We start from the raw sequence: 23,264 nt of genomic DNA on the forward strand, positions 1-23,264 counted from the left end.
TAGTCCTGGGTGGAGTATAGGCAACCTGACGGTAAAACGGCTGAGTAAATTGCTGACTTTGCGGCGCATTATCCAGCGCGGACTATGCTTTTGCATACGGTTCACAAAATAGTGGGAAACTATGTCCAGATTCTTCTTTAACGATCGCAAACAGCTGGTCAACGATGCCATTGAAGGCATACTGCTTTCTGCGCCACATGCCAATCTCGTCAAGCTTGATATCGATCCGGCCATCAGGATCGTCGCGCGCGGCGACTGGGATAAAAGCCGCGTGGCGGTAATTTCCGGCGGCGGGTCAGGCCATGAACCCGCACACGCCGGGTTTGTTGGGAAAGGGATGCTGACGGCGGCTGTATGCGGCGATCTGTTTGCCTCGCCGAGCGTGGATGCGGTACTGAATGCCATCGTCGCGGTCACGGGCGATCGCGGCTGTCTGCTGATCGTCAAAAACTACACCGGCGACCGCCTGAACTTCGGCCTGGCCGCTGAAAAGGCCAAACGCTACGGCCTGAAGGTGGAGATGGTGATTGTGGCGGACGATATCGCGCTGCCGGATAACAAGCAGCCGCGCGGTATTGCCGGCACGGCGCTGGTGCACAAGATTGCGGGCTATGCGGCGGAGCAGGGGAAATCCCTGAGCGAGGTGCGGGATATTGCGCAACAGGCCTGCGATAACCTCTGGAGCCTGGGCGTAGCGATGCAAACGTGCAACCTGCCGGGCAGCGACGATGAAGAGGGGCGGATTAAGCAAGGCCATGTCGAGCTGGGCCTGGGCATTCACGGCGAGCCCGGGGCTTCCGTGGTGGATACGCAAAACAGCAAAGCCATTATCGACACCCTGGTGACGCCGTTACGCGCGCAGGCGGGCGAGGGGCGTTTTGCGGTATTGATTAACAATCTTGGCGGTGTATCGGCGCTGGAGATGGCGCTGCTGACCAAAGAGCTGGCGCACTCGGCGCTGAAAGAGAACATCGCGTACCTGATTGGCCCAGCGCCGCTGGTCAGCGCGCTGGATATGAAAGGCTTTTCGCTGACGCTGCTGAAGCTCACTGATTTCTTCGAAAAGGCGATTCACGCTGATGTCGAGACGCTGGGCTGGCAGAAGCCCGTGGCGTTTGCGCCACTGCGTACCGTGGCGCATAGCGCCATTCATGACCGTGTGGAGTATACCCCGTCTGACAATCCACAGGTGCGTGCGTTTGTCTCCTCCGTGTCGACAACGCTGCTCCAGCTCGAAAACCGCCTGAACGCGCTGGATGCTAAAGTGGGGGATGGCGATACCGGCTCTACCTTTGCGCAAGGGGCGCGGGATATTGCGCATCGCCTGGAGGAGAACGCGCTCCCGCTTAATGACGTGTCTAAGCTGCTGCTGCTGGTTGGCGAGCGGCTGGCTACGGTGATGGGCGGGTCGAGCGGGGTGCTGATGTCGATCTTCTTCACCGCGGCCGGGCAAAAGCTTCACGATGGTCAGACGCTCCCGGAGGCCTTGCTCAGTGGACTTACGCAGATGAAGCAGTACGGCGGAGCGGATCTTGGCGATCGCACGCTGATCGATGCGCTGCAACCAGCGCTGGAGGCGTTACAGAAAGGCAATATTCAGGCGGCAGCGCAGGCCGCGCAGCAGGGCGCAGAAGCAACGGCAAAAATGGCGAAAGCCGGCGCGGGACGCTCGTCGTATGTCAATAAAGATAACCTGGATGGGGTGATGGATCCGGGAGCGGTCGCGGTAGCGGAAGTATTTAACGTATTGGCGCAGCAGTGAAAGTAGGCCGGGTAAGGCGAAGCCGCCACCCGGCAAACTCACATCAGAAATCTGCTTTCAGCACCACGCGGTAGCGGGCTTTGCCGTCGCGCACGTGCTGGATCGCTTCGTTGATTTTTGACATCGGATACAGTTCGGTGGTCGGCGCCACTTTGGTGCGTCCGGCGAATTTCATCAGTTTGCGCAGCTCGTACGGCGTACCGGTTGCAGAACCGGAGATGCTGCGATCCCCGCCGATCAGGGTAAACGCCGGAACCGGCAGCGGCTTCATCACCGCCCCCACGGTGTGGAAGTTACCGCCGTAGGCCAGCGCTTCAAAGTACGGCTGCCAGTCGAGATCCACGTTAACGGTGTTGATGATCAGGTCAAACTGGCCCGCCAGCGCGTTCAGCGCGTCCGGATCGCGGCTGTTCACCACTTTATCCGCCCCCATCGCCAGCACTTCTTTCTCTTTCGCCGGGTTCGAGCTGAACGCCGTGACTTCACAGCCCATCGCGTGCAGCAGCTTAATGGCAATATGCCCCAGTCCGCCGATACCGATGACGCCGACGCGGCTGGTAGCGGTGATATGGTGCATCAGCAGCGGCTTGAAGACGGTGATGCCGCCACACAGCAGCGGACCGGCGGATTCGATATCAATGCTGTCCGGCAGCGGGATAACCCATTGCCAGTCGGCGCGCAGTTTATCGGCAAAACCACCTTTGTTGAGAATGGTGGGAACGGCGCCTTCGAGGCAGTTGATTTGATTGCCGCTGATACAGGCATCGCAGTGACCACAGCTGCGTGCCGTCCAGCCAATGCCCACGCGCTGGCCCACTTTGAGCCCTTTGTCCTGCGCGGCGCTACCGAGCGCCACGACGCGGCCAATAACTTCGTGCCCGGCAACCAGCGGATAGCTGGAGAATCCCCATTCGTTGTCGATCATCGAGAGATCCGAGTGGCAGATCCCGCAGTAATCAACCTGTACTTCGACGTCTTCTGCTTTTAGTTCGCCCGCATCGTACTCGTACAGCTCAAGTTCTGCACCCGCCTGCGGTGCGGCGTAGCTTTTTATCTTCGACATCGTGTTTCCCCCGTTGTGGTGTGAACTGAGAGTGTAGAGCATTCAGTTTACAGCCGCTTAACAGAAGAGGGCAGGAACGAAAGTTACAGACTTTTCAGCATTCTGACTTCGCAATCAACGTGGCCGGTACAGCCCAGCGGCGCATCGATATGCTCAAAGCCCAGATGTTCATACAGGCCGATGGCCTCTTTGAGGAAGGCGGTCGTTTCAAGGTAGCAGCGGGTAAAACCCTGCTTGCGCGCGTGGTCCAGCGCCATCAGCGCCAGCTTTTTTGCCAGTCCTTGTCCGCGTGCCGTTGGCAGGAAATACATTTTCTGCAGTTCGCAGATATCCGGCTCGCTGCAGCTGAGGGGCGCCACGCCGCCGCCGCCCACGACCTGACCGTTCTGCTCGATGACCCAGTAGGCATGACCAGGCTGGCTGTAGAGCTGGAAAAGCGCGTCCAGATTCGGGTCGGCAACCGTGTAGCCCTTGTCAGCCGTCAGTCCATATTCGGCAGAAACGGTGCGAATAACGGCGGCGATAGCCGGGTTATCCTGCTCAGCGATCCGGCGCATCGTCGTCGCGACGGGGGTAATCACGCTCATAGCATTACTCATTACAAAAATTGACACATAACTGCTGTTAATAGCACCGCAGAAAGGGGAGTGCAAGCGAGGAGTTTTCAGGAAGGTTACCCCTTACGCCCTGAAGCGTAAGGGGTAAAAGCATTACAGGGCAGCGATAACCGCCTGCTGCTCAATCAGCTTGGTCTTCGCATCGGCGAAGGCAACCAGACGCTCACGCTCTTTCGCGATGACCGCTTCCGGCGCGCGGGCAACAAAGCCTTCGTTCGCCAGCTTGCTTTCGATTTTGCCAATTTCCACGTCGACTTTCGCCACTTCTTTCGCCAGACGAGCCAGCTCAGCGTCTTTGTCGATAAGACCTGCCATCGGGATCAGCAGCTCGGCGCCGTCGATGATTTTGGTCACGGAAACCGGACCTTTGTCATCAGCAGGCAGCACGGTGATGCTTTCCAGACGCGCCATGGTTTTCAGGAAGGTGTTGTTCTCGGTGACGCGACGAACGGCCGCTTCGCTACAGCCGCGCAGCAGCAGCTCCAGCGGTTTGCCCGGCGCGATGTTCATTTCAGCACGAATGTTACGTACCGCCACGATCGCCTGCTTCAGCCACTCGGTATCCGCAGACGCCGCTTCATCAACCTTAGCCGCATCGAATGCCGGGAACGGCTGCAGCATGATGGTGTCGGCGTTGATGCCTGCAATCACCTTCACGCGCTGCCAGATGGTCTCGGTGATGAATGGAATAACCGGATGCGCCAGGCGCAGCAGGCCTTCCAGAACGGTAATCAGCGTGTTGCGCGTGCCGCGCAGTTCCGCCTCAGTGCCGCCGTTCATGACCGGCTTCGCCAGCTCCAGATACCAGTCACAGAACTGGTTCCAGGTGAATTCATACAGAATGCCCGACGCGATATCGAAGCGGTAGCTGTCCAGCGCCTCGCGGAACGCTTTCACGGTCTGGTTGAATTCCGCCAGGATCCAGCGGTCGGCCAGGGAGAGGGTCATCTCGCCGCCGTTGAAGCCGCAATCCTGATCTTCGGTGTTCATCAGCACAAAGCGGCTGGCGTTCCAAAGCTTGTTACAGAAGTTACGGTAACCTTCCAGACGCTTCATGTCCCAGTTGATGTCACGGCCGGTCGAGGCCAGCGCTGCCAGGGTGAAGCGCAGGGCGTCGGTACCGTGAGCCTCAATCCCGTTCGGGAACTGTTTCTCGGTGCGCTTGCGGATTTTCTCCGCCAGCTGAGGCTGCATCATGTTGCCGGTGCGTTTTTCCAGCAGCTCTTCCAGAGAAATACCGTCAACCATATCCAGCGGGTCAATGACGTTACCCTTGGATTTGGACATCTTCTGGCCTTCGTCGTCGCGGATCAGACCGGTCATGTAGACGGTATGGAACGGAACCTGCGGCTTGCCGTCTTCGTCTTTGATGAAGTGCATGGTCATCATGATCATGCGGGCAATCCAGAAGAAGATAATGTCGAAGCCGGACACCATCACGCTGGTTGGGTGGAACTGACGCAGCGCGTCGGTGTTTTCTGGCCAGCCGAGGGTGGAGAAGGTCCACAGCGCGGAGGAGAACCAGGTATCCAGCACGTCTTCGTCCTGACGCAGGGCAACGTCAGCGCTCAGGTTGTTTTCCTGGCGCACTTCATCTTCGCTGCGGCCAACGTACACGTTGCCTTCGTTGTCGTACCATGCCGGGATACGGTGACCCCACCACAGCTGACGGGAGATACACCAGTCCTGAATATCGCGCATCCAGGAGAAGTACATGTTTTCGTACTGCTTCGGCACGAACTGAATGCTGCCGTTTTCAACCGCTTCCACAGCCGGTTTCGCCAGCACGTCGGCACGCACGTACCACTGGTCAGTCAGCATTGGCTCGATAACCACGCCGCCACGGTCGCCGTACGGCACGGTCAGATCGTGAGGTTTGATCTCTTCCAGCAGGCCGAGTGCGTCAACAGCAGCCACGATGGCTTTACGCGCGGCAAAGCGTTCCAGCTTCTGGAACTCGGCCGGGATGTCGCTGGAATAAACGTCGGATTCGTTGCCTTTGGTGTCGTACACTTCTGCGCTTTCGCGGATATCGCCGTCGAAGGTCAGAATGTTGATCATCGGCAGGGCGTGACGACGACCCACTTCATAGTCGTTGAAGTCGTGCGCCGGGGTGATTTTCACGCAGCCGGTGCCTTTTTCCATGTCGGCGTGTTCGTCGCCCACAATCGGAATACGGCGGTTTACCAGCGGCAGCACCACGAATTTGCCAATCAGATCTTTATAACGCGGATCTTCCGGGTTAACGGCCACGCCGGTATCGCCCAGCAGGGTTTCCGGACGGGTAGTCGCGACCACCAGGTAATCTTTACCGTCAGCGGTTTTTGCGCCGTCGGCCAGCGGATAGCGGATGTGCCACATGGAGCCTTTAGACTCGCGGTTTTCCACTTCCAGATCGGAAATCGCGGTGCGCAGTTTTGGATCCCAGTTAACCAGGCGCTTGCCGCGGTAAATCAGGTCTTCTTTGTACAGGCGGACGAAGACTTCTTTCACGGCGTTGGAAAGGCCTTCATCCATGGTGAAGCGCTCGCGCTCCCAGTCCACGGAGTTGCCGAGACGGCGCATCTGACGGGTAATGGTGCCGCCAGATTCCGCTTTCCACTGCCAGATTTTGTCGATGAACGCGTCGCGACCGTAGTCGTGGCGGGTTTTCCCTTCTTCAGCGGCAATTTTACGCTCAACCACCATCTGGGTCGCGATACCCGCGTGGTCAGTCCCCGCCTGCCACAGGGTGTTTTTGCCCTGCATGCGCTGGTAGCGGATCATGGTGTCCATGATGGTCTGCTGGAAAGCATGACCCATATGCAAACTGCCGGTGACGTTCGGCGGCGGGATCATGATGCAGAAGGACTCTTTGCTTTCGTCGCCGTTAGGCTTGAAATAGCCCTGCTGTTCCCAGTGCTCGTAAAGCGGCTGTTCGATATCGCGTGGGTTATATGTCTTTTCCATTATTTCCAGGTTGCCGTATTCAGGTTAAAACCAGCCAGGCGGTACGCTTTATAGCGTTCGCGCGCCAGTTGTTTCAAGGATTCTTCGTAAGGGACAAAGTCTACCACTTCTGTGAAAGCGGTGGCAAAATCTGCAAAATCTATCCGCAGGCTAATCAGAATGTCGCGCGCGCTGCTGTTGCGCTTTTGCGGCCAGGCAATTTCCACCGGCGCCCCGCCGCGTGGCCCTTCGCCTGACAGGTTATGCGGAACAAAGCTCTCCGGCGGGCGGGCCCACAGCGCTTCATCGAGACGAATCGCCTGCTGCTCATCTTCACAGGCTATCAACACGCGTTTGCCTGCGCGCCAACGTTCTGCGGCAATTTCACACACCAGCTGTTCGACGGCGCTGAGTCCATCCTGATGGGTGTCGTTGTCCAGAAGGTAGAACGTTGCATTCTTCATATATGGGGCTTCTTGTCGTGGATTTAAATGCAAAGCCGGGTGGCGCTTCGCTTACCCGGCCTACGGTTGAGTGGCGTGTAGGCCGGGTAAGGCGAAGCCGCCACCCGGCACTTTGTATCACTCGTCGCCGTTAAAACCCGCACGATTGAGCAGGAACTGCGACAGCAGCGCCACCGGACGACCGGTTGCGCCTTTGGCCTTACCGGAGCGCCATGCGGTGCCCGCGATATCCAGGTGCGCCCAGTTGTACTTGCGGGTGAAGCGCGCCAGGAAGCATCCCGCGGTGATCGCCCCGCCAGGACGTCCGCCAATGTTCGCCATATCCGCGAAGTTAGACTCCAGCTGCTCCTGATATTCATCACCCAGCGGCAGACGCCATGCGCGGTCACCGGCCTGCTCCGAGGCGCTAATCAGCTCGTGCGCCAGCGGATTATGGTTAGACATCAGGCCGGTAATGTGGTGGCCAAGGGCAATCACACAGGCGCCGGTCAGGGTGGCGACGTCAATGACCGCTTCTGGCTCGAAGCGCTCAACGTAGGTCAACACGTCACAGAGTACCAGACGGCCTTCGGCGTCGGTGTTCAGCACTTCTACCGTCTGGCCAGACATGGTGGTCAGGACGTCACCCGGGCGATACGCGCGACCGCCGGGCATGTTTTCGCAGCCCGCCAGGACGCCGATCACGTTGATCGGCAGCTGAAGCTCCGCGACCATGCGCATCACGCCGTAAACCGCCGCCGCGCCGCACATGTCGTATTTCATCTCATCCATGCCTTCGGCAGGCTTGATGGAGATACCGCCGGAATCGAAGGTCAGGCCTTTACCGACCAGCACGACAGGGCGCGCGTCTTCGGCCGGGTTGCCCTTGTACTCGATAACCGACATCAGGGATTCGTTCTGCGAGCCGTTACCCACCGCCAGGTAAGAGTGCATTCCCAGCTCTTTCATCTGCTGTTCGCCGATGACGCGGGTAATCACGTTTTTGCTGTAGGCGTCGGCCAGCTGGCGCGCCTGAGAGGCGAGGTAAGCGGCGTTACAGATGTTCGGCGGCATGTTGCCGAGATCTTTTGCCGCTTTAATACCGGCGGCAATCGCCAGACCGTGCTGAATGGCGCGCTCGCCGCTGGTCAGCTCGCGACGGGTTGGCACGTTAAAGACCATTTTACGCAGCGGACGACGCGGCTCGCTTTTATTGGTCTTCAGCTGATCGAAGCTGTACAGGCTCTCTTTTGCCGTTTCGACTGCCTGACGCACTTTCCAGTAGGTGTTACGCCCTTTAACGTGCAGCTCGGTCAGGAAGCAGACGGCTTCCATTGAACCGGTATCATTCAGCGTATTGATGGTTTTCTGAATCACCTGCTTGTACTGACGTTCATCCAGCTCGCGTTCTTTGCCGCAGCCAATCAGCAGAATGCGCTCTGACAGTACGTTCGGAACATGGTGCAGTAACAGCGTCTGCCCAGGTTTGCCTTCCAGTTCGCCACGGCGCAGCAGGGCGCTAATATAGCCGTCACTGATTTTATCGAGTTGTTCGGCGATCGGGGAGAGTCGGCGTGGTTCAAAGACGCCCACAACGATGCAGGCACTCCGCTGTTTCTCCGGGCTACCGCTTTTTACACTGAACTCCATGCACTACGCTCCTGAATCTTAAAGACAACGGCGGCGGCTACGGATAGAATTGAAACCTTTCGTAACTCATGTCCGCTGTTGTGGTGACTTCGTGTTAATCTTACGTTACTACGGTTTCGACACGTCAGAAAAAGTCCTGAAGCGTGAATCCGCTGGATGTTTTAATCTTAGCGATGATTTCGACGACTCAAGAGAATAAATGACGTTTAAGCCATGAAACAAGCGATTTTCCAGCAAAGAGACGGGTTTTTACGGGCGTATTTAAAGTGATAATCATAAGATATCTGGTGCGGGAGACGCTCAAAAGCCAACTGGCGATCCTCTTCATCCTGCTGCTGATTTTTTTCTGTCAGAAGCTGGTTAAGATCCTCGGTGCGGCCGTTGACGGCGAAATTCCAACAAATCTGGTGCTTTCCCTGCTTGGTTTAGGGATCCCGGAAATGGCGCAGCTTATCCTGCCGCTAAGTCTTTTCCTTGGCCTGCTCATGACGCTTGGGAAACTCTACACCGAGAGTGAAATCACGGTGATGCATGCCTGTGGCCTGAGCAAAGCGGTGCTGGTCAAAGCCGCCATGATACTGGCGCTGTTCACGGGTATCGTTGCGGCGGTGAATGTGATGTGGGCGGGTCCTCTGTCTTCTCGCCATCAGGACGAAGTGCTGGCCGAAGCGAAAGCCAACCCCGGCATGGCGGCATTAGCCCAGGGGCAGTTCCAGCAGGCAACCGACGGGAACTCCGTGCTGTTTATTGAGAGCGTTGACGGCAGCAAATTCAACGATGTCTTCCTGGCGCAGCTGCGTCCTAAAGGTAACGCGCGTCCTTCTGTGGTGGTTGCCGACTCCGGTCAGCTTGCTCAGCGCAAAGATGGTTCTCAGGTCGTGACGCTGAACAAAGGCACCCGTTTCGAAGGCACCGCGATGCTGCGTGACTTCCGCATTACGGATTTCCAGAACTATCAGGCCATTATCGGCCATCAGACCGTGGCGCTCGATCCAACGGATACCGAGCAAATGGACATGCGTACCCTCTGGAATACCGATACCAACCGAGCGCGTGCTGAGTTCCACTGGCGTATTACGCTTGTCTTCACCGTGTTTATGATGGCGCTGATAGTCGTTCCGCTGAGCGTTGTGAACCCGCGTCAGGGACGCGTGCTCTCTATGCTGCCAGCGATGCTGCTTTACCTGATCTATTTCCTGCTGCAAACCTCGATTCGTTCCAACGGCGCGAAGGGTAAGCTGGACCCTATGGTCTGGACATGGTTCGTTAACAGCCTGTACATCTTACTGGCGCTGGGGTTAAACCTGTGGGATACGGTGCCTGTGCGCCGCATACGTGCCCGATTCTCGCGTAAAGGAGCCATCTAATGCAGGCGTTTGGCGTTCTTGATCGCTATATCGGTAAAACCATTTTTACCACCATCATGATGACGTTGTTCATGCTGGTGTCCCTCTCCGGCATTATCAAATTTGTCGATCAGCTGAAAAAAGCCGGGCAGGGGAGCTATGACGCGCTGGGCGCGGGGATGTATACCCTGCTCAGCGTGCCGAAAGATGTGCAGATCTTCTTCCCGATGGCGGCCCTGCTGGGGGCGCTGCTGGGGCTGGGGATGTTGGCGCAGCGCAGTGAGCTGGTCGTTATGCAGGCTTCGGGTTTTACCCGTATGCAGGTCGCGCTGTCGGTAATGAAAACCGCCATCCCCCTGGTGCTGTTGACCATGGCGATTGGCGAGTGGGTCGCGCCGCAGGGCGAACAGATGGCGCGTAACTACCGTGCTCAGGCCATGTACGGCGGCTCACTGCTCTCGACTCAGCAAGGTTTATGGGCGAAAGACGGTAAAAACTTCGTCTACATCGAACGGGTGAAGGGGAATGATGAGCTGGGCGGAGTGAGCATCTACGCTTTCGATGACCAGCGCCGTCTGCAGTCCGTTCGCCACGCCTCTTCGGCGAAGTTTGACGCCGAACATAAGCAGTGGCGGTTGTCCCAGGTTGATGAATCTGACCTGACCGATCCGAAACAGATTACGGGTTCTCAGACGGTAACCGGTACGTGGAAAACCAACCTGACGCCCGATAAGCTCGGCGTGGTGGCGCTGGATCCTGACGCGCTCTCCATCAGCGGTTTACACAACTATGTGAAATACCTGAAGTCGAGCGGACAGGATGCGGGACGCTATCAGCTCAACATGTGGAGCAAAATCTTCCAGCCGATGTCCGTGGCGGTAATGATGCTGATGGCGCTGTCGTTTATCTTCGGTCCGTTGCGCAGCGTGCCGATGGGGGTCCGCGTCGTGACCGGCATCAGCTTCGGCTTTGTGTTCTACGTGCTCGATCAGATCTTCGGTCCGCTGACGCTGGTTTATGGCATTCCGCCGATTATCGGTGCGCTGCTGCCAAGCGCCAGCTTCCTCCTGATCAGTCTCTGGCTGCTGTTGAAACGCTCCTGATTGACCTCGCCTCGCTTCCGGTTACCCGGGAGCGAGGCTAATCTCCTGTTTCACGCCGCACTTTTTCTCACAACCTTCAACGTCCCGCCGCGAATTTGAGTATTATTGAGCGATAACGTCGTGAAGGGATCCTCTATGAAGCAAATTCGAATGCTTGCCCAGTATTACGTCGACCTGATGATGAAGCTTGGGCTGGTGCGTTTTTCCATGCTGCTTGCGCTGGCGCTGGTCGTTCTGGCCATTGTCGTGCAAATGGCGGTTACCATGGTTCTGCATGGTCAGGTCGAGAGTATCGACGTCATCCGCTCCATCTTCTTTGGCTTGCTTATTACTCCCTGGGCGGTCTATTTCCTTTCCGTGGTGGTTGAACAGTTGGAAGAGTCCCGTCAGCGTTTGTCTAAGCTGGTGGATAAGCTGGAAGAGATGCGCGAGCGCGACCTGAAGCTCAACGTCCAGCTCAAAGACAACATTGCGCAGCTGAATCAGGAGATTTCAGATCGTGAGAAAGCGGAGGCCGAGCGTCAGGCCACCCTGGAGCAGCTGAAAATCGAAATGAAAGAGCGCGAGGTCACGCAGATCCAGCTTGAGCAGCAATCTTCTTTCCTGCGATCGTTCCTGGATGCGTCGCCGGATCTGGTGTTCTACCGTAATGAAGATAAAGAGTTTTCCGGCTGTAACCGGGCGATGGAGTTGCTCACCGGAAAAAGCGAGAAGCAGCTGATACACCTGAAGCCGCAGGACGTTTACTCTGAAGAGGCGGCGGCCAAGGTCATGGAGACCGACGAAAAAGTCTTCCGTCATAACGTCTCGCTGACCTATGAACAGTGGCTGGATTACCCGGACGGGCGCAAAGCCTGCTTTGAGATCCGTAAGGTGCCCTACTATGACCGCGTGGGGAAACGCCACGGCCTGATGGGCTTTGGCCGCGATATTACCGAGCGTAAGCGCTACCAGGATGCCCTGGAGCGCGCCAGCCGCGACAAGACCACCTTTATCTCCACCATCAGCCACGAGCTGCGTACGCCGCTTAACGGCATCGTCGGGTTGAGCCGTATTCTGCTGGATACCGACCTGACCGCAGAGCAGGAAAAATACCTCAAGACTATCCATGTTTCAGCGGTCACGCTGGGTAATATCTTCAACGATATTATTGATATGGATAAGATGGAGCGCCGTAAAGTTCAGCTTGATAACCAGCCTGTGGATTTCACCAGCTTCCTTGCCGATCTGGAAAACCTGTCTGGCCTGCAGGCGCAGCAGAAGGGACTGAGCTTTGTCATGGAGCCAACCCTGCCGCTGCCGCATAAAGTGGTGACGGACGGCACGCGACTGCGCCAGATCCTGTGGAACCTGATCAGCAACGCGGTGAAATTTACCCAGAAAGGAAAGGTGGCGGTGCGTATCCGCTATGACGAAGGTGACATGCTGCACTTCGAGGTGGAAGACTCCGGGATGGGTATTCCGCTGGAGGAGCAGGACAAAATCTTCGCCATGTACTATCAGGTGAAGGACAGCAACGGTGGGAAACCGGCCACCGGTACGGGCATTGGCCTGGCGGTCTCTAAACGTCTGGCGAAGAGTATGGGCGGCGATATCACCGTTGCCAGCCAGCCGGGCAAAGGGTCAACCTTCACGCTGACGGTCCATGCCCCTGCGGTGGCGGAAGAGGTAGAGGATACCTTTGAAAATGACGATATGCCGCTGCCTGCCCTGCACGTCCTGCTGGTGGAAGATATTGAGCTGAACGTAATTGTGGCGCGCTCTGTACTGGAAAAACTGGGCAACAGCGTGGATGTCGCGATGACCGGTAAAGCCGCGCTGGAGATGTTTAAACCCGGCGAATACGATCTTGTTCTGCTGGATATTCAATTACCGGATATGACCGGGCTGGATATCTCGCGCGAGTTGACGCGTCAGTACGCGGCCGACGAACTGCCGCCGCTGGTTGCCCTGACGGCGAACGTGCTGAAAGATAAAAAAGAGTATCTCGACGCCGGTATGGACGATGTACTCAGCAAGCCGCTGGCGGTGCCTGCTCTGACCGCTATGATCAAAAAGTTCTGGGATACCCATGATGAAGAGGAGAGCACCATGACGTCTGTTGATAGCGCAAAAGCCCAAACGATACTCGATACCGCGATGCTGGAGCAGTACATCGATCTGGTGGGGCCGAAACTGATTACCGACGGTCTGGCGGTGTTCGAAAAAATGATGCCGGGCTATCTGAGCGTGCTGGAATCCAACCTGACGGCCCGTGACCAGAAGGGTATCGTGGAAGAAGGACATAAAATCAAAGGTGCCGCCGGCTCGGTTGGCTTACGCCATCTGCAGCAGTTGGGGCAACAGATTCAGTCGCCTGATTTACCTGCATGGGAAGATAACGTGGGTGATTGGGTTGAAGAGATGAAACAGGAATGGCAAAACGATGTGGCGGTGCTAAAAGCCTGGGTTGACGCCAGAAAAAAATGACCCCGGATTAACCGGGGTGCGCGAATACTGCGCCAACACCAGGGAAATCGTGGCTGCGCCTGTTTTTAAACGTTATTTTTGAAAGGGCGCTGCCTGAAAAATTTAGGCCGCACGCAGATAAGATAGCAAATCTTAAATGGTTTGTTACATGAATCAGTGAAATGTGTGAAGCATAGCGTTTTAATCAAAATTATTAATGTGCTTCAGCAAGTTGCAGAAAAGGATTGTCATGATGAAAAAGATTGGTGTCGTGCTAAGCGGATGCGGTGTTTACGATGGCTCTGAGATACATGAAGCCGTCATCACGCTGCTGGCCCTGGCTAAGCAGGGAGCCGAGGTGATTTGTTTTGCACCGGACAAAAATCAGGCGGATGTGATTAACCATCTGACCGGTGAGCCGATGGCGGAAACCCGTAACGTGCTGATTGAAGCCGCGCGCATTGCGCGAGGTGTCATTCATCCTCTTATTCAGGCAGACCCTGCAGAGCTTGATGCGCTCATTGTGCCAGGTGGGTTTGGCGCAGCCAAAAATCTCAGTACCTTTGCCGCGCAGGGCGCGGAGTGTCAGATCGATCCTCATCTCAAAGCGCTGTCGCAGGCCATGCATGCGGCAGGAAAACCGCTGGGCTTTATCTGTATAGCACCGGCGATGTTGCCTAAAATTTTTGATTTCCCGCTGCGCCTGACCATCGGGACGGATATTGATACCGCAGAGATTGTCGAAGAAATGGGGGGCGAACACGTTCCGTGCCCGGTGGATGACATTGTGGTTGATGAAGATAACAAGATTGTCACCACGCCTGCGTATATGCTGGCGAAGAATATCGCGGAAGCCGCCGTGGGCATTGAAAAACTGGTCGCCCGCGTGCTGGTGCTGACGGAATGAGGCGTCCGTTTTCCGCAGGCGCATGGGTGAAACGCCTTCTTCTACGCATCGTTCTCGTCATGGCGGTGTTCTGGGGAGGCGGGCTGGCCGTGTTCAGCATTATGCCGGTCCCGTTCTCTGCCGTGATGGTTGAGCGTCAGCTCGGCGCGTGGCTCAGCGGCGATTTCGGCTATGTTGCCCATTCTGACTGGGTAAGCATGGACGAGATCTCTCCGTTCATGGGGCTGGCGGTCATCGCAGCGGAGGATCAGAAATTCCCGGAGCACTGGGGGTTCGACGTTGCGGCCATTGAGAAGGCGCTGGCGCATAATGAACGCCATGAAAACCGCGTGCGCGGCGCGTCAACGTTGTCGCAGCAGACGGCCAAAAATCTGTTTCTGTGGGACGGCCGCAGCTGGGTGCGAAAGGGGCTGGAAGCGGGGCTCACCCTGGGCATGGAAACGGTCTGGAGCAAAAAGCGCATTCTGACCGTGTATCTCAACGTTGCCGAGTTTGGCGACGGGGTATTTGGTGTCGAAGCTGCATCACAACGCTATTTTAATAAACCCGCCAGCAAGCTGAGCATGTCTGAGGCGGCGCTGCTCGCGGCTGTTCTGCCTAATCCCATCCGTTTTAAAGCCAGTGCCCCCTCAGGGTACGTGCGAAGCCGTCAGGCGTGGATTATGCGCCAGATGCGTCAGTTGGGAGGAGAAGGGTTTATGGAGAGCAACAAACTTATGTAGGGCGGGTAAGCGCAGTGTATGACCGGATACATAGGTGACAGATCAGACCGGGAACATAGGTAACACTTTTAGTCTATCCGCACCACACTCTGGGTTTTTCGGTCGTAGTACGCAAGCGTTATTCCGTTGAAGATGATGGCCTCCAGGCCATCATCTTGTTCTTCCAGCATGATGTACTCATCAGTCAGCGCTTCACTCAGGAACACCGTCCCCTTTTTCCCCATATAGAGTGTCCCCCTCGATTTCACCCTGTAGACCGTTCCTCCTGACGGATAGGCATAGTCAGGAACACGGCCATCCCACTGGCGCTTCGAGGGGTGCCACACCGTTCCGGGCGTTGCACCCGCCAGGGCTTCATGCGGTCTTTCGTAGTTAAATTCTTCCCGGTAGTCACTGAACCACCGCTGTTGTTCTTCCATCGTCATGAAGGTGTTCCCCTGCGCCAGCGCACTTTTCAGGGAACGGTGCATGCGTTCGTGCCGCCCGTTCTCTTCGGGATGGCCCCGCCGGATACGCTCCGGTCTGACGCCCAGCTTTATCAGCCAGACGGCAAGGCGACTTAACCCGGCGATACCCGTCCCTGCGAAGGGCTGACCATTATCGGTTCTCAGAACGTCCGGCAGACCGTACTCCAGGAACGCCTCCGTCAGACAGTGCCTGACGAAGGGCTCGCTCTCACGGTCTGTTCCACGGCAGCTCAGCAGATACCGGCTGTGGTTGTCGGTCAGGGTAAAGGGATGACAGTACTCTCTGCTCAGCAGCCTGAACTTGCCTTTAAAATCAGCGCTCCAGACCTGATTGTTTTCACTGATGCTGGTCAGGGGCTGGCGATTCCCCGGCGTTCTGCGCTTTCTCTTTCTGTCAGGTACCAGGCCTTCGCGCTTGAGGATATCGCCGACAGTGCTGGCAGCAGGAACGGTAAAATCGACGTGATGATTGAGGAGCCACATCCGCAGTTTTTTCGGGCCCCAGTCAGGGTGTTTCTGACGCAGGGCAGTCAGGTGCCCGACGACCTCATCAGGAACCGTCCGGGAGTGAGAGCATGGTGCGCGCGACCGGTCAGAGAGAGAGGACAGGTCAGAAGGGTCAAAACGCTGAAGCCATTTGTAGCCGGTTTTGCGGCTGATACCAAAAAGACGGCAAAGAGCGGAGAAGGAGTCCGTACCTGCATGGCAGGCACGGATAAAATCAAGGCGTTGCATAGGTCGGGTCTCAGTCCAGGGCATAGCGAGTCTCCTCTTCTATGCCAGTTATAACTGTTACCCATGTATCCGGTCTAAAGTGTTACCCATGTTTCCGGTTCATACCGCAGCGCCACCCGCCTGAAGGGCAGAGACCTTAATCTTCGTCGAACCCTGCGTTAAACAGCGCAATCACCGCCGCCAGCGCTTCCTCTTCCTGGGGGCCGGTGGCTTCGACTTCAATCTGACGCCCTTTGGCGGAATCCAGCATCAGCAGCGCAATGACGCTGTTCGCCTCCGCTTCGGTACCTTCGTCATTCCGCAGCAGAACTTCTGCATCGAAACCCTGCATCAGCTCAAACAGCTTCATCGCCGGGCGCGCATGCATGCCCAGCTTATTGGTGATCTCAACGGTCTGTTTTACGGTCATGTTTTACGTTTTTCCAGCGTGCGATGACGGGACTGAACGTTCTTCCCGCGCGAGCGGAAATAGTCGGCCAGCTGTTCGGCGATATAAACCGAACGATGTTTACCGCCGGTACAGCCAATCGCTACCGTCAGATAGCTACGATTGTTTGTCTCCAGCATAGGTAACCATAGCTCAAGGTAGCTTCGCGTCTGGTAGATAAAATTGTGAACTTCTGTGTGCCTGTCGAGGAAGGCCGCGACGGGTTTATCCAGACCGGTCATAGGACGCAGTTTCGGATCCCAGTGTGGGTTCGGCAGGAAGCGTACGTCGAAAACATAATCCGCATCAATCGGGATACCGTGCTTGAAGCCAAAGGATTCGAACACCATCGTCAGTTCGCGTTCGCGTTTTCCCAGCAAGCGGGTACGCAGCATTTCCGCCAGCTCGTGAACGGACATCTCAGAGGTATCGACAATCAGGTCGGCACGAGAACGCAGCGGCTCCAGCAGATCGCTCTCTTCATCGATTGCGCTCTCCAGGGAGAGGTTCTTACTGGAAAGCGGGTGCAAACGACGGGTGTCGCTGTAGCGGCGGATAAGAGTATTCCGGTCTGCATCGAGGAACAGCAGCTGAGGCGAGAACGTATCAGGCAGGTTGCTCATTGCCTGCTCGAAGATCTCTGGCGATTCCGGCATGTTACGAACGTCGATACTGACGGCGGCCGAGGTCTGTCTCTCCGCAAGCGTACGGGCCAGGTCGGGCAACAACACGACCGGAAGGTTATCGACGCAGTAAAAACCCATGTCTTCCAGCGCGCGCAGAGCCACGGATTTCCCCGACCCTGAACGACCGCTGACAATCATCAGCACCATGTTCCGTTTCTCCTCAGGACAACAGATGTGAAGGCCATCTCCTGGTTATGCATCATCCTGATTGCCTTCTGCTTCGGTGATAATTTGATAAAGCTCTTCATCACTTTGAGCCGAGCGCAGTCGACGGCAAATGGTTTTATCAGCCAGACGTTTGGCGACCAGCGACAGCGTATGCAGATGGGTTTTCGTCTGGTCAGCAGGCACCAGCAGCGCGAAGAGGAGATCGACGGGCTGGTTATCAATGGCATCAAAGGCGATCGGTGTTTCAAGCTGCACAAACACACCGACGGCACGCAGGGTATCCTCTTCCAGCTTGCCGTGCGGGATTGCGATGCCGTTGCCGATACCGGTACTGCCCATCTTTTCGCGGGTCAGAATCGCTTCGAACACCACCTGCGGCGGCAGGCCCAGCTGTTTTGCGGCCAGTTCACTGATGATTTCCAGCGCACGTTTTTTGCTCTGGCAGTGAACCGCACTGCGGGTACATTCCTGGTTAAGGACATTGCTCAGTTGAAGAGCGGAATCGTTGTTCATCATAATTTCACCTAAGCGCTAACTGTACAAATGGCCTGTTGTGTTTCACAACAGGCCGTCCTGCACCCGTTAACTGCCCGGACAATTAGTGTTGTTTCAGTTTATCTTTATGTTTATTGAGCTGTCGCGCAAGCTTATCAATCAAGCCGTCGATAGCAGCGTACATGTCTTGCCCTTCCGCACTGGCATGCAGTTCCCCCCCGTTAACATGCAGGGTGGCATCCGAGATATGAGTCACTTTCTCCACTTTCAACACAATGTAGACCTGATTGATCCTTTCGAAATACTGCTCGAGTTTTGCAAACTTCGCGTTCACAAAGTCGCGTAAAGCCTCAGTAATTTCGACGTTTTGTCCAGTGATGTTGAGCTGCATAGTGTCTTCCTTATCGGTTGTGTCAGACCAGCTGTTTACGCTGGTTGGACGGCGGAATGGATAAAGACTCTCGATACTTCGCAACAGTACGACGTGCCACCATAATACCCTGATCGGACAGCATGGTGGTTAACTTACTGTCGCTTAGTGGCTTCGCGGGATTCTCCGCGGCGATCAACTTCTTCACCAGAGCACGAATGGCCGTTGACGACGCTTCGCCGCCGCCCTCGGTATTCACATGGCTGGAGAAGAAATACTTAAGCTCAAAAATACCGCGTGGACTGTGCAGATACTTCTGCGTGGTGACACGGGAAATGGTTGATTCATGCATCTCGACGGCCTGGGCGATATCCGCCAGCACCATCGGTTTCATATACTCTTCGCCCTGCTCAAAGAAAGCCTGCTGCTGTTCGACAATACAGCGGCTGACGCGTAGCAGCGTATCATTTCGGCTCTCCAGACTTTTGATCAGCCATCGCGCTTCCTGCAAATTGCTACGAATATATTGGTTGTCGGCGTCGTTACGCACGCTGGTGCACATGGAGGCATACTGCTGGTTGATTTGCAGGCGGGGGATGCTGTCTGAATTCAGTTCAACGACCCAGCGGCCGTTGTGTTTTCTGACCAGTACATCCGGGATCACGTACTCGGGCTCGCTGGTCTGGATCGACTGACCGGGGCGCGGATCGAGCGACTGGATCAGATTCACCGCTTCTTTCAGCACCTCTTCCTTCAGGCGCGTGACGCGCATCAGGGTGCGGAAATCGTGGTTCGCCAGCAGATCCAGATGATCGCTGATGATCGCGCGCGCCTCCTCGAGCCATGGCGTCTCTTTACTGAACTGAGAAAGCTGAATCAGCAGGCAGTCGCGCAGATCTTTTGCGGCTACGCCTACCGGATCGAAACGCTGGATGCGCTTCAGAACGGCTTCGACTTCCTCAAGCTCAATCTCGTCGTCGCCCATGCTTTCCAGTATATCGTCGAGGGTGACGGTCAAATAGCCGGTGTCGTCAACGGCATCGACAATCGACGTGGCAATCGCGCGGTCGGTATCGGAGAAGGGGGTGAGTTCCACCTGCCACATCAGGTAATCCTGCAGCGACTGGGTGGTTTCGCCCTGATAGACCGGTAGCTCATCGTCCTGGTAGTCTGCACGCGTACCGGAAGGGGTTCCGGCGGTGTAGATTTCATCCCAGCTGGCATCAAGCGGAAGCTCGTCGGGCATCTCTTTTTGTTCGAGTGCATCCGCGGTATCGAGCGCTTCAGTATCCTGCGATTGCTGGGTATCTACCTCGTCATGAAGATCGGTTTGTTCCAGCAGGGGGTTACTGTCCAGCGCCTGCTGGAGCTCCTGCTGAAGTTCTAACGTGGACAGTTGCAACAGGCGAATTGCCTGCTGTAGCTGCGGCGTCATCGCCAGTTGTTGGCTGAGCCTTAATTGCAAACCTTGCTTCATGTTCAGAGCATTTTTCTCCGGTTCGGCGTTACGTTACCTCTACCCTATCAGAGTCTGAAGTCTTCCCCAAGATAGACGCGCTTAACATGATCGTCTTCGAGGATCTGCTGTGGCGTACCGTGGGCGATCAGATTGCCCTGGCTGACAATATAGGCGCGTTCACACACGGCCAGCGTTTCACGCACGTTGTGGTCGGTGATCAGTACGCCAAGCCCGCTGTCGCGCAGGTGCTCAATGATACGTTTAATGTCGATAACGGAGATGGGGTCAACGCCCGCAAACGGTTCATCCAGAAGGATAAATTTCGGGTTTGCGGCCAGCGCACGCGCAATCTCAACGCGACGGCGTTCGCCCCCGGAGAGTGCCTGACCGAGGCTGTCGCGCAGATGCTCAATGTGGAACTCTTCCATCAGCTCGTTGGCACGATCCTGACGCTGTTCGTTGGTCAGGTCGTTACGAATTTGCAGGACCGCCATCAGGTTGTCGTAAACGCTGAGACGACGGAAAATGGAGGCTTCCTGCGGCAGATAGCCGATCCCGCGACGCGCGCGCGCGTGCAGCGGCAGAAGACTGATGTCTTCATCGTCAATGATAATGTTGCCGGCATCGCGCGGCACAATACCCACCACCATGTAGAAGGTTGTCGTTTTACCCGCACCGTTCGGGCCAAGCAGCCCCACGATTTCGCCGGAGTTGACGGTCAGACTGACATCTTCTACGACACGGCGGCCCTTATAGGCCTTCGCGAGGTTTTTTGCAGTTAATGTTGCCATAACGAATTAGTTACTCTTCTTCTGTGCCGGGGCCTGGCCCTTGCCTTTGTCCTGCAGCTGCGACGGAACCAGTACGGTGGTCACGCGTTTGCCTTTCTCGCTGGAGGCCTGCATTTTTTGCTCTTTAACCAGATAGGTAATCTGGTCGCCGGTAATGTTGCTGTCCAGCTGTTCCAGATACGCATTCCCGGTCAGGATGACCAGATCCTTCGCCAGCTCATAGTGCATGTGCGTAGCGCGGCCTTTCACCGGCTTGCCGTTGTCCTGCATTTGATAGAAGGTTGCCGGGTTGCCGTAACCATCAATAATCTCTTTGCCCTGCTCGCCACCCGGACGGGTCACGACCACTTTGTCGGCGTTGATTTTGATGGTGCCCTGGGTCATGACGACGTTACCCGTGAAGGTGACGACGTTACCCTGCATATCGAGAGACTGGGTGTCGGACTCAATATGGATCGGCTGGTCGGTATCGCCCGTTACAGCAAGCGCGGGGAGACTGGCCGCCAGCATCGCGCTGGCGATAATTACTTTAAGGCTGAGTTTGTTTGTTTTGAATTTCATAGGAGGTTCTAACCTTTTCAATCAGCTCGGCGTTCTTGCTGCGTAAGTTCCCGCGCATTCTTAAACCGCTGGAATTAAATGTTGTGCCATACAGTGTGACCAGATCCTGCGACGTCACGTCCTGGGTTACCAGGTTGATCTGGGCATTATCCGTCGTAATTTTTCGCAGTTGCGAGTCAGCGGTCAGGGCGTTGACTTCAACGTGGCCATACAGATAAAGCATACGGTCATTTGTCAGTTTGGCCCGATCTGACTTAATTGACCACGTCGGCACTTTGTCTTTATCAAATGTGGTCATCACAGGTTGGGTAAACCATGAAACGCCATCATCGGAAAAATATTCAACATGCTGGGCAATCAGGCGATAGTTCAGCGCGCCTTCCGGGCTGTAGACCACGGTGTCGCTGTGATCGCTTTTATAGGTTGGATCGGTATTGTTGATCACTTCCGTTTGCGTATCGTCGCGATCGGCAAGGTTCACGCCAATCAATACCAGTGCGACAAGCGAAAGCAAAATGATAATCCAACGTCTGGTTTTACTCATATCGATTGCCCTTTGGCCTCATCAAGCTTGCCCTGCGCCAGCAGAAGCAGATCGCAGACTTCACGGACAGCGCCGCGGCCACCGTTGATGTGGGTAACGTAGTCGGCGCGCGGGATCAGCAGCGGATGCGCATCGGCAACGGCGATGCTCAGCCCAACTTCAGCCATCACCGGCCAGTCAATCAGGTCGTCCCCGACGTAGGCCACGTTTTCCGGTGCGATAGCCAGTTTACCCAGTAAATCATTGAACGCCGCCATCTTATCGGATTGACCCTGATACAGATGGGTAATACCTAAAGTTTCACAGCGGTCTTCTACCAGTTTAGCGTTTCGTCCGGTGATGATCGCCACCTCAATCCCCGAGGTGAGCGCACAGCGGATACCGTAGCCGTCGCGAACGTTAAACGCCTTCAGCTCTTCACCATTATTGCCCATGTAAATCAGGCCGTCGGAGAGAACCCCATCCACATCGAGGATGAGCAGACGAATGTTTTCCGCCTTTGCCATCATCTGGGTACTGACCGGACCATAACAGGTTGCAAGGGATGCACCCGCATTACTCATTGTCTTATCCTTCATTACACTACGCCTGCGCGCAGCAGATCATGCATATGTACCACACCCAGCAACTGGTCGCCATCGGCAACCATAACGGAGGTGATATGGCGGGACTGCATCAGGTTCAGCACATCCACGGCCAGCGTACCCGGACGCACGCGGATACCGCCCGGCGTCATCACGTCGGCAATGCCGAGCGTGCGGACATCGACACCCATGTCGAACACGCGACGCAGGTCGCCATCGGTGAAGATCCCCTGAATTTTCATCAGACCGTCGCACACGACCGTCATCCCCAAATTCTTACGGGTGATTTCCAGCAGCGCATCACGCAGGGAGGCTTCTTTACTGACGTGAGGGATCTCATCCCCGGTGTGCATAATATCGTTTACCCGCAGCAGGAGCTTGCGCCCCAGCGCGCCGCCCGGGTGGGAAAGCGCGAAATCTTCCGGCGTAAAGCCACGGGCTTCAAGCAGCGCCACGGCAAGCGCATCGCCCATGACCAGTGCAGCGGTGGTGCTGGAGGTCGGCGCCAGACCGAGCGGACAGGCCTCCTTAGGAACCTTCACGCACAGGTGAATATCGGCTGCACGCGCCATGCTGCTTTCCGGACGGCTGGTCATGCAAATCAGCGGCACCTGCAGTCGCTTCAGAACCGGGATGAGCGCCAGGATTTCATTGGACTCACCGGAGTTGGAGAGCGCGATGACGATATCCTGCGGCGTGATCATACCCAGGTCCCCGTGCGCGGCTTCCCCCGGGTGGACAAAGAAGGACGAGGTGCCGGTACTGGCAAAGGTTGCCGCCATTTTGCGTCCAATGTGGCCGGACTTGCCCATCCCCATCACCACGACTTTGCCGGCGCAGTAGAATATCTTCTCACATGCCAGACTAAAATCCTGATTAATGTACTGATCTAACTGCGCCAGACCTTCACGTTCAATCTCCAGAACGTCTTTGCCTGCTTTCTGAAAGTCAAAACCCGGCTGCAATTCTATTTGCGACATAATGCGTT

Annotated in this window: 22 protein-coding genes; 6 read left to right on the plus strand and 16 right to left on the minus strand. The window is 56.1% G+C overall.

What is annotated here, in order from left to right; genetic code table 11:
- Positions 1-121 precede the first annotated feature (121 nt).
- Entirely contained in the window at positions 122-1,762 is a 1,641-nt protein-coding gene (locus tag PI91_RS02740; RefSeq protein ID WP_039265403.1) for a dihydroxyacetone kinase subunit DhaK, read from the plus strand.
- A gap of 43 nt (positions 1,763-1,805) precedes the next feature.
- Here the strand turns inward: PI91_RS02740 and PI91_RS02745 are convergent, their stop codons facing one another.
- The 5 genes from PI91_RS02745 to pepA form a co-directional block, all read right to left on the minus strand.
- A complete protein-coding gene (locus PI91_RS02745) occupies positions 1,806-2,825 on the minus strand; it encodes an NAD(P)-dependent alcohol dehydrogenase (protein ID WP_008502818.1) in 1,020 nt (339 codons plus the stop codon).
- A gap of 83 nt (positions 2,826-2,908) precedes the next feature.
- Positions 2,909-3,412, minus strand: a complete 504-nt coding sequence (locus PI91_RS02750) for a GNAT family N-acetyltransferase (protein ID WP_008502817.1) — start codon at positions 3,410-3,412, stop codon at positions 2,909-2,911.
- Between the two features lie 123 nt (positions 3,413-3,535).
- On the minus strand, positions 3,536-6,391 hold the full coding sequence (locus PI91_RS02755) for a valine--tRNA ligase (RefSeq protein WP_039265404.1): 2,856 nt from the start codon (positions 6,389-6,391) through the stop codon (positions 3,536-3,538).
- On the minus strand, positions 6,391-6,834 hold the full coding sequence (holC, locus tag PI91_RS02760) for a DNA polymerase III subunit chi (RefSeq protein ID WP_008502815.1): 444 nt from the start codon (positions 6,832-6,834) through the stop codon (positions 6,391-6,393). The genes PI91_RS02755 and holC overlap by 1 nt, the downstream gene beginning before the upstream one ends.
- Before the next feature lie 117 nt (positions 6,835-6,951).
- Complete coding sequence (pepA, locus tag PI91_RS02765) at positions 6,952-8,463, minus strand: leucyl aminopeptidase (protein ID WP_008501434.1); 1,512 nt, start codon at positions 8,461-8,463, stop codon at positions 6,952-6,954.
- Between the two features lie 266 nt (positions 8,464-8,729).
- Here pepA and lptF point away from each other — a divergent pair, with 266 nt between their 5' ends.
- The 5 genes from lptF to mtgA all read left to right on the plus strand — a co-directional run bounded on the left by lptF (position 8,730) and on the right by mtgA (position 14,989).
- On the plus strand, positions 8,730-9,830 hold the full coding sequence (lptF, locus tag PI91_RS02770; RefSeq protein WP_021242268.1) for an LPS export ABC transporter permease LptF: 1,101 nt from the start codon (positions 8,730-8,732) through the stop codon (positions 9,828-9,830).
- Complete coding sequence (gene lptG / locus PI91_RS02775) at positions 9,830-10,912, plus strand: LPS export ABC transporter permease LptG (RefSeq protein WP_008501437.1); 1,083 nt, start codon at positions 9,830-9,832, stop codon at positions 10,910-10,912. Before lptF ends, lptG begins: the two co-directional genes overlap by 1 nt.
- Positions 10,913-11,047: 135 nt before the next feature.
- Positions 11,048-13,381 carry an aerobic respiration two-component sensor histidine kinase ArcB gene (gene arcB, locus PI91_RS02780; protein WP_008501438.1) on the plus strand — a complete coding sequence of 778 codons (2,334 nt, stop codon included), beginning with the start codon at positions 11,048-11,050 and terminating at the stop codon, positions 13,379-13,381.
- 232 nt (positions 13,382-13,613) lie between these two features.
- Complete coding sequence (elbB, locus tag PI91_RS02785) at positions 13,614-14,267, plus strand: isoprenoid biosynthesis glyoxalase ElbB (RefSeq protein ID WP_039265405.1); 654 nt, start codon at positions 13,614-13,616, stop codon at positions 14,265-14,267.
- Positions 14,264-14,989, plus strand: coding sequence for a monofunctional biosynthetic peptidoglycan transglycosylase (gene mtgA, locus PI91_RS02790; protein ID WP_023326169.1), 726 nt, complete (start codon positions 14,264-14,266; stop codon positions 14,987-14,989). The genes elbB and mtgA overlap by 4 nt, the downstream gene beginning before the upstream one ends.
- Positions 14,990-15,057: 68 nt before the next feature.
- Here the strand turns inward: mtgA and PI91_RS02795 are convergent, their stop codons facing one another.
- The 11 genes from PI91_RS02795 to kdsD all read right to left on the minus strand — a co-directional run bounded on the left by PI91_RS02795 (position 15,058) and on the right by kdsD (position 23,256).
- Positions 15,058-16,215, minus strand: coding sequence for an integrase core domain-containing protein (locus PI91_RS02795; protein ID WP_039265406.1), 1,158 nt, complete (start codon positions 16,213-16,215; stop codon positions 15,058-15,060).
- Positions 16,216-16,327: 112 nt separating this feature from the next.
- Positions 16,328-16,600, minus strand: a complete 273-nt coding sequence (npr, locus tag PI91_RS02800; RefSeq protein ID WP_003861872.1) for a PTS phosphocarrier protein NPr — start codon at positions 16,598-16,600, stop codon at positions 16,328-16,330.
- On the minus strand, positions 16,597-17,451 hold the full coding sequence (gene rapZ, locus PI91_RS02805) for an RNase adapter RapZ (protein ID WP_008501442.1): 855 nt from the start codon (positions 17,449-17,451) through the stop codon (positions 16,597-16,599). Before rapZ ends, npr begins: the two co-directional genes overlap by 4 nt.
- Positions 17,452-17,496: 45 nt before the next feature.
- Entirely contained in the window at positions 17,497-17,988 is a 492-nt protein-coding gene (gene ptsN / locus PI91_RS02810) for a PTS IIA-like nitrogen regulatory protein PtsN (RefSeq protein WP_008501443.1), read from the minus strand.
- 82 nt (positions 17,989-18,070) lie between these two features.
- Positions 18,071-18,358: a ribosome hibernation promoting factor gene (hpf, locus tag PI91_RS02815; protein WP_008501444.1), complete on the minus strand. Its 288-nt coding sequence runs from the start codon at positions 18,356-18,358 to the stop codon at positions 18,071-18,073.
- 22 nt (positions 18,359-18,380) lie between these two features.
- Positions 18,381-19,814 carry an RNA polymerase factor sigma-54 gene (rpoN, locus tag PI91_RS02820; protein WP_008501445.1) on the minus strand — a complete coding sequence of 478 codons (1,434 nt, stop codon included), beginning with the start codon at positions 19,812-19,814 and terminating at the stop codon, positions 18,381-18,383.
- 47 nt (positions 19,815-19,861) lie between these two features.
- Complete coding sequence (gene lptB / locus PI91_RS02825; protein ID WP_008501446.1) at positions 19,862-20,587, minus strand: LPS export ABC transporter ATP-binding protein; 726 nt, start codon at positions 20,585-20,587, stop codon at positions 19,862-19,864.
- Between the two features lie 6 nt (positions 20,588-20,593).
- Complete coding sequence (gene lptA / locus PI91_RS02830) at positions 20,594-21,148, minus strand: lipopolysaccharide ABC transporter substrate-binding protein LptA (protein ID WP_008501447.1); 555 nt, start codon at positions 21,146-21,148, stop codon at positions 20,594-20,596.
- Positions 21,117-21,692: an LPS export ABC transporter periplasmic protein LptC gene (lptC, locus tag PI91_RS02835; RefSeq protein WP_021242266.1), complete on the minus strand. Its 576-nt coding sequence runs from the start codon at positions 21,690-21,692 to the stop codon at positions 21,117-21,119. Before lptC ends, lptA begins: the two co-directional genes overlap by 32 nt.
- Positions 21,689-22,255, minus strand: a complete 567-nt coding sequence (kdsC, locus tag PI91_RS02840) for a 3-deoxy-manno-octulosonate-8-phosphatase KdsC (protein WP_008501449.1) — start codon at positions 22,253-22,255, stop codon at positions 21,689-21,691. The genes lptC and kdsC overlap by 4 nt, the downstream gene beginning before the upstream one ends.
- A gap of 14 nt (positions 22,256-22,269) precedes the next feature.
- A complete protein-coding gene (gene kdsD, locus PI91_RS02845) occupies positions 22,270-23,256 on the minus strand; it encodes an arabinose-5-phosphate isomerase KdsD (RefSeq protein ID WP_039265407.1) in 987 nt (328 codons plus the stop codon).
- Between the last annotated feature and the right edge of the window lie 8 nt (positions 23,257-23,264).

The organism is Enterobacter sp. FB (genome assembly GCF_000805795.1).
GTDB lineage: Bacteria > Pseudomonadota > Gammaproteobacteria > Enterobacterales > Enterobacteriaceae > Enterobacter > Enterobacter roggenkampii.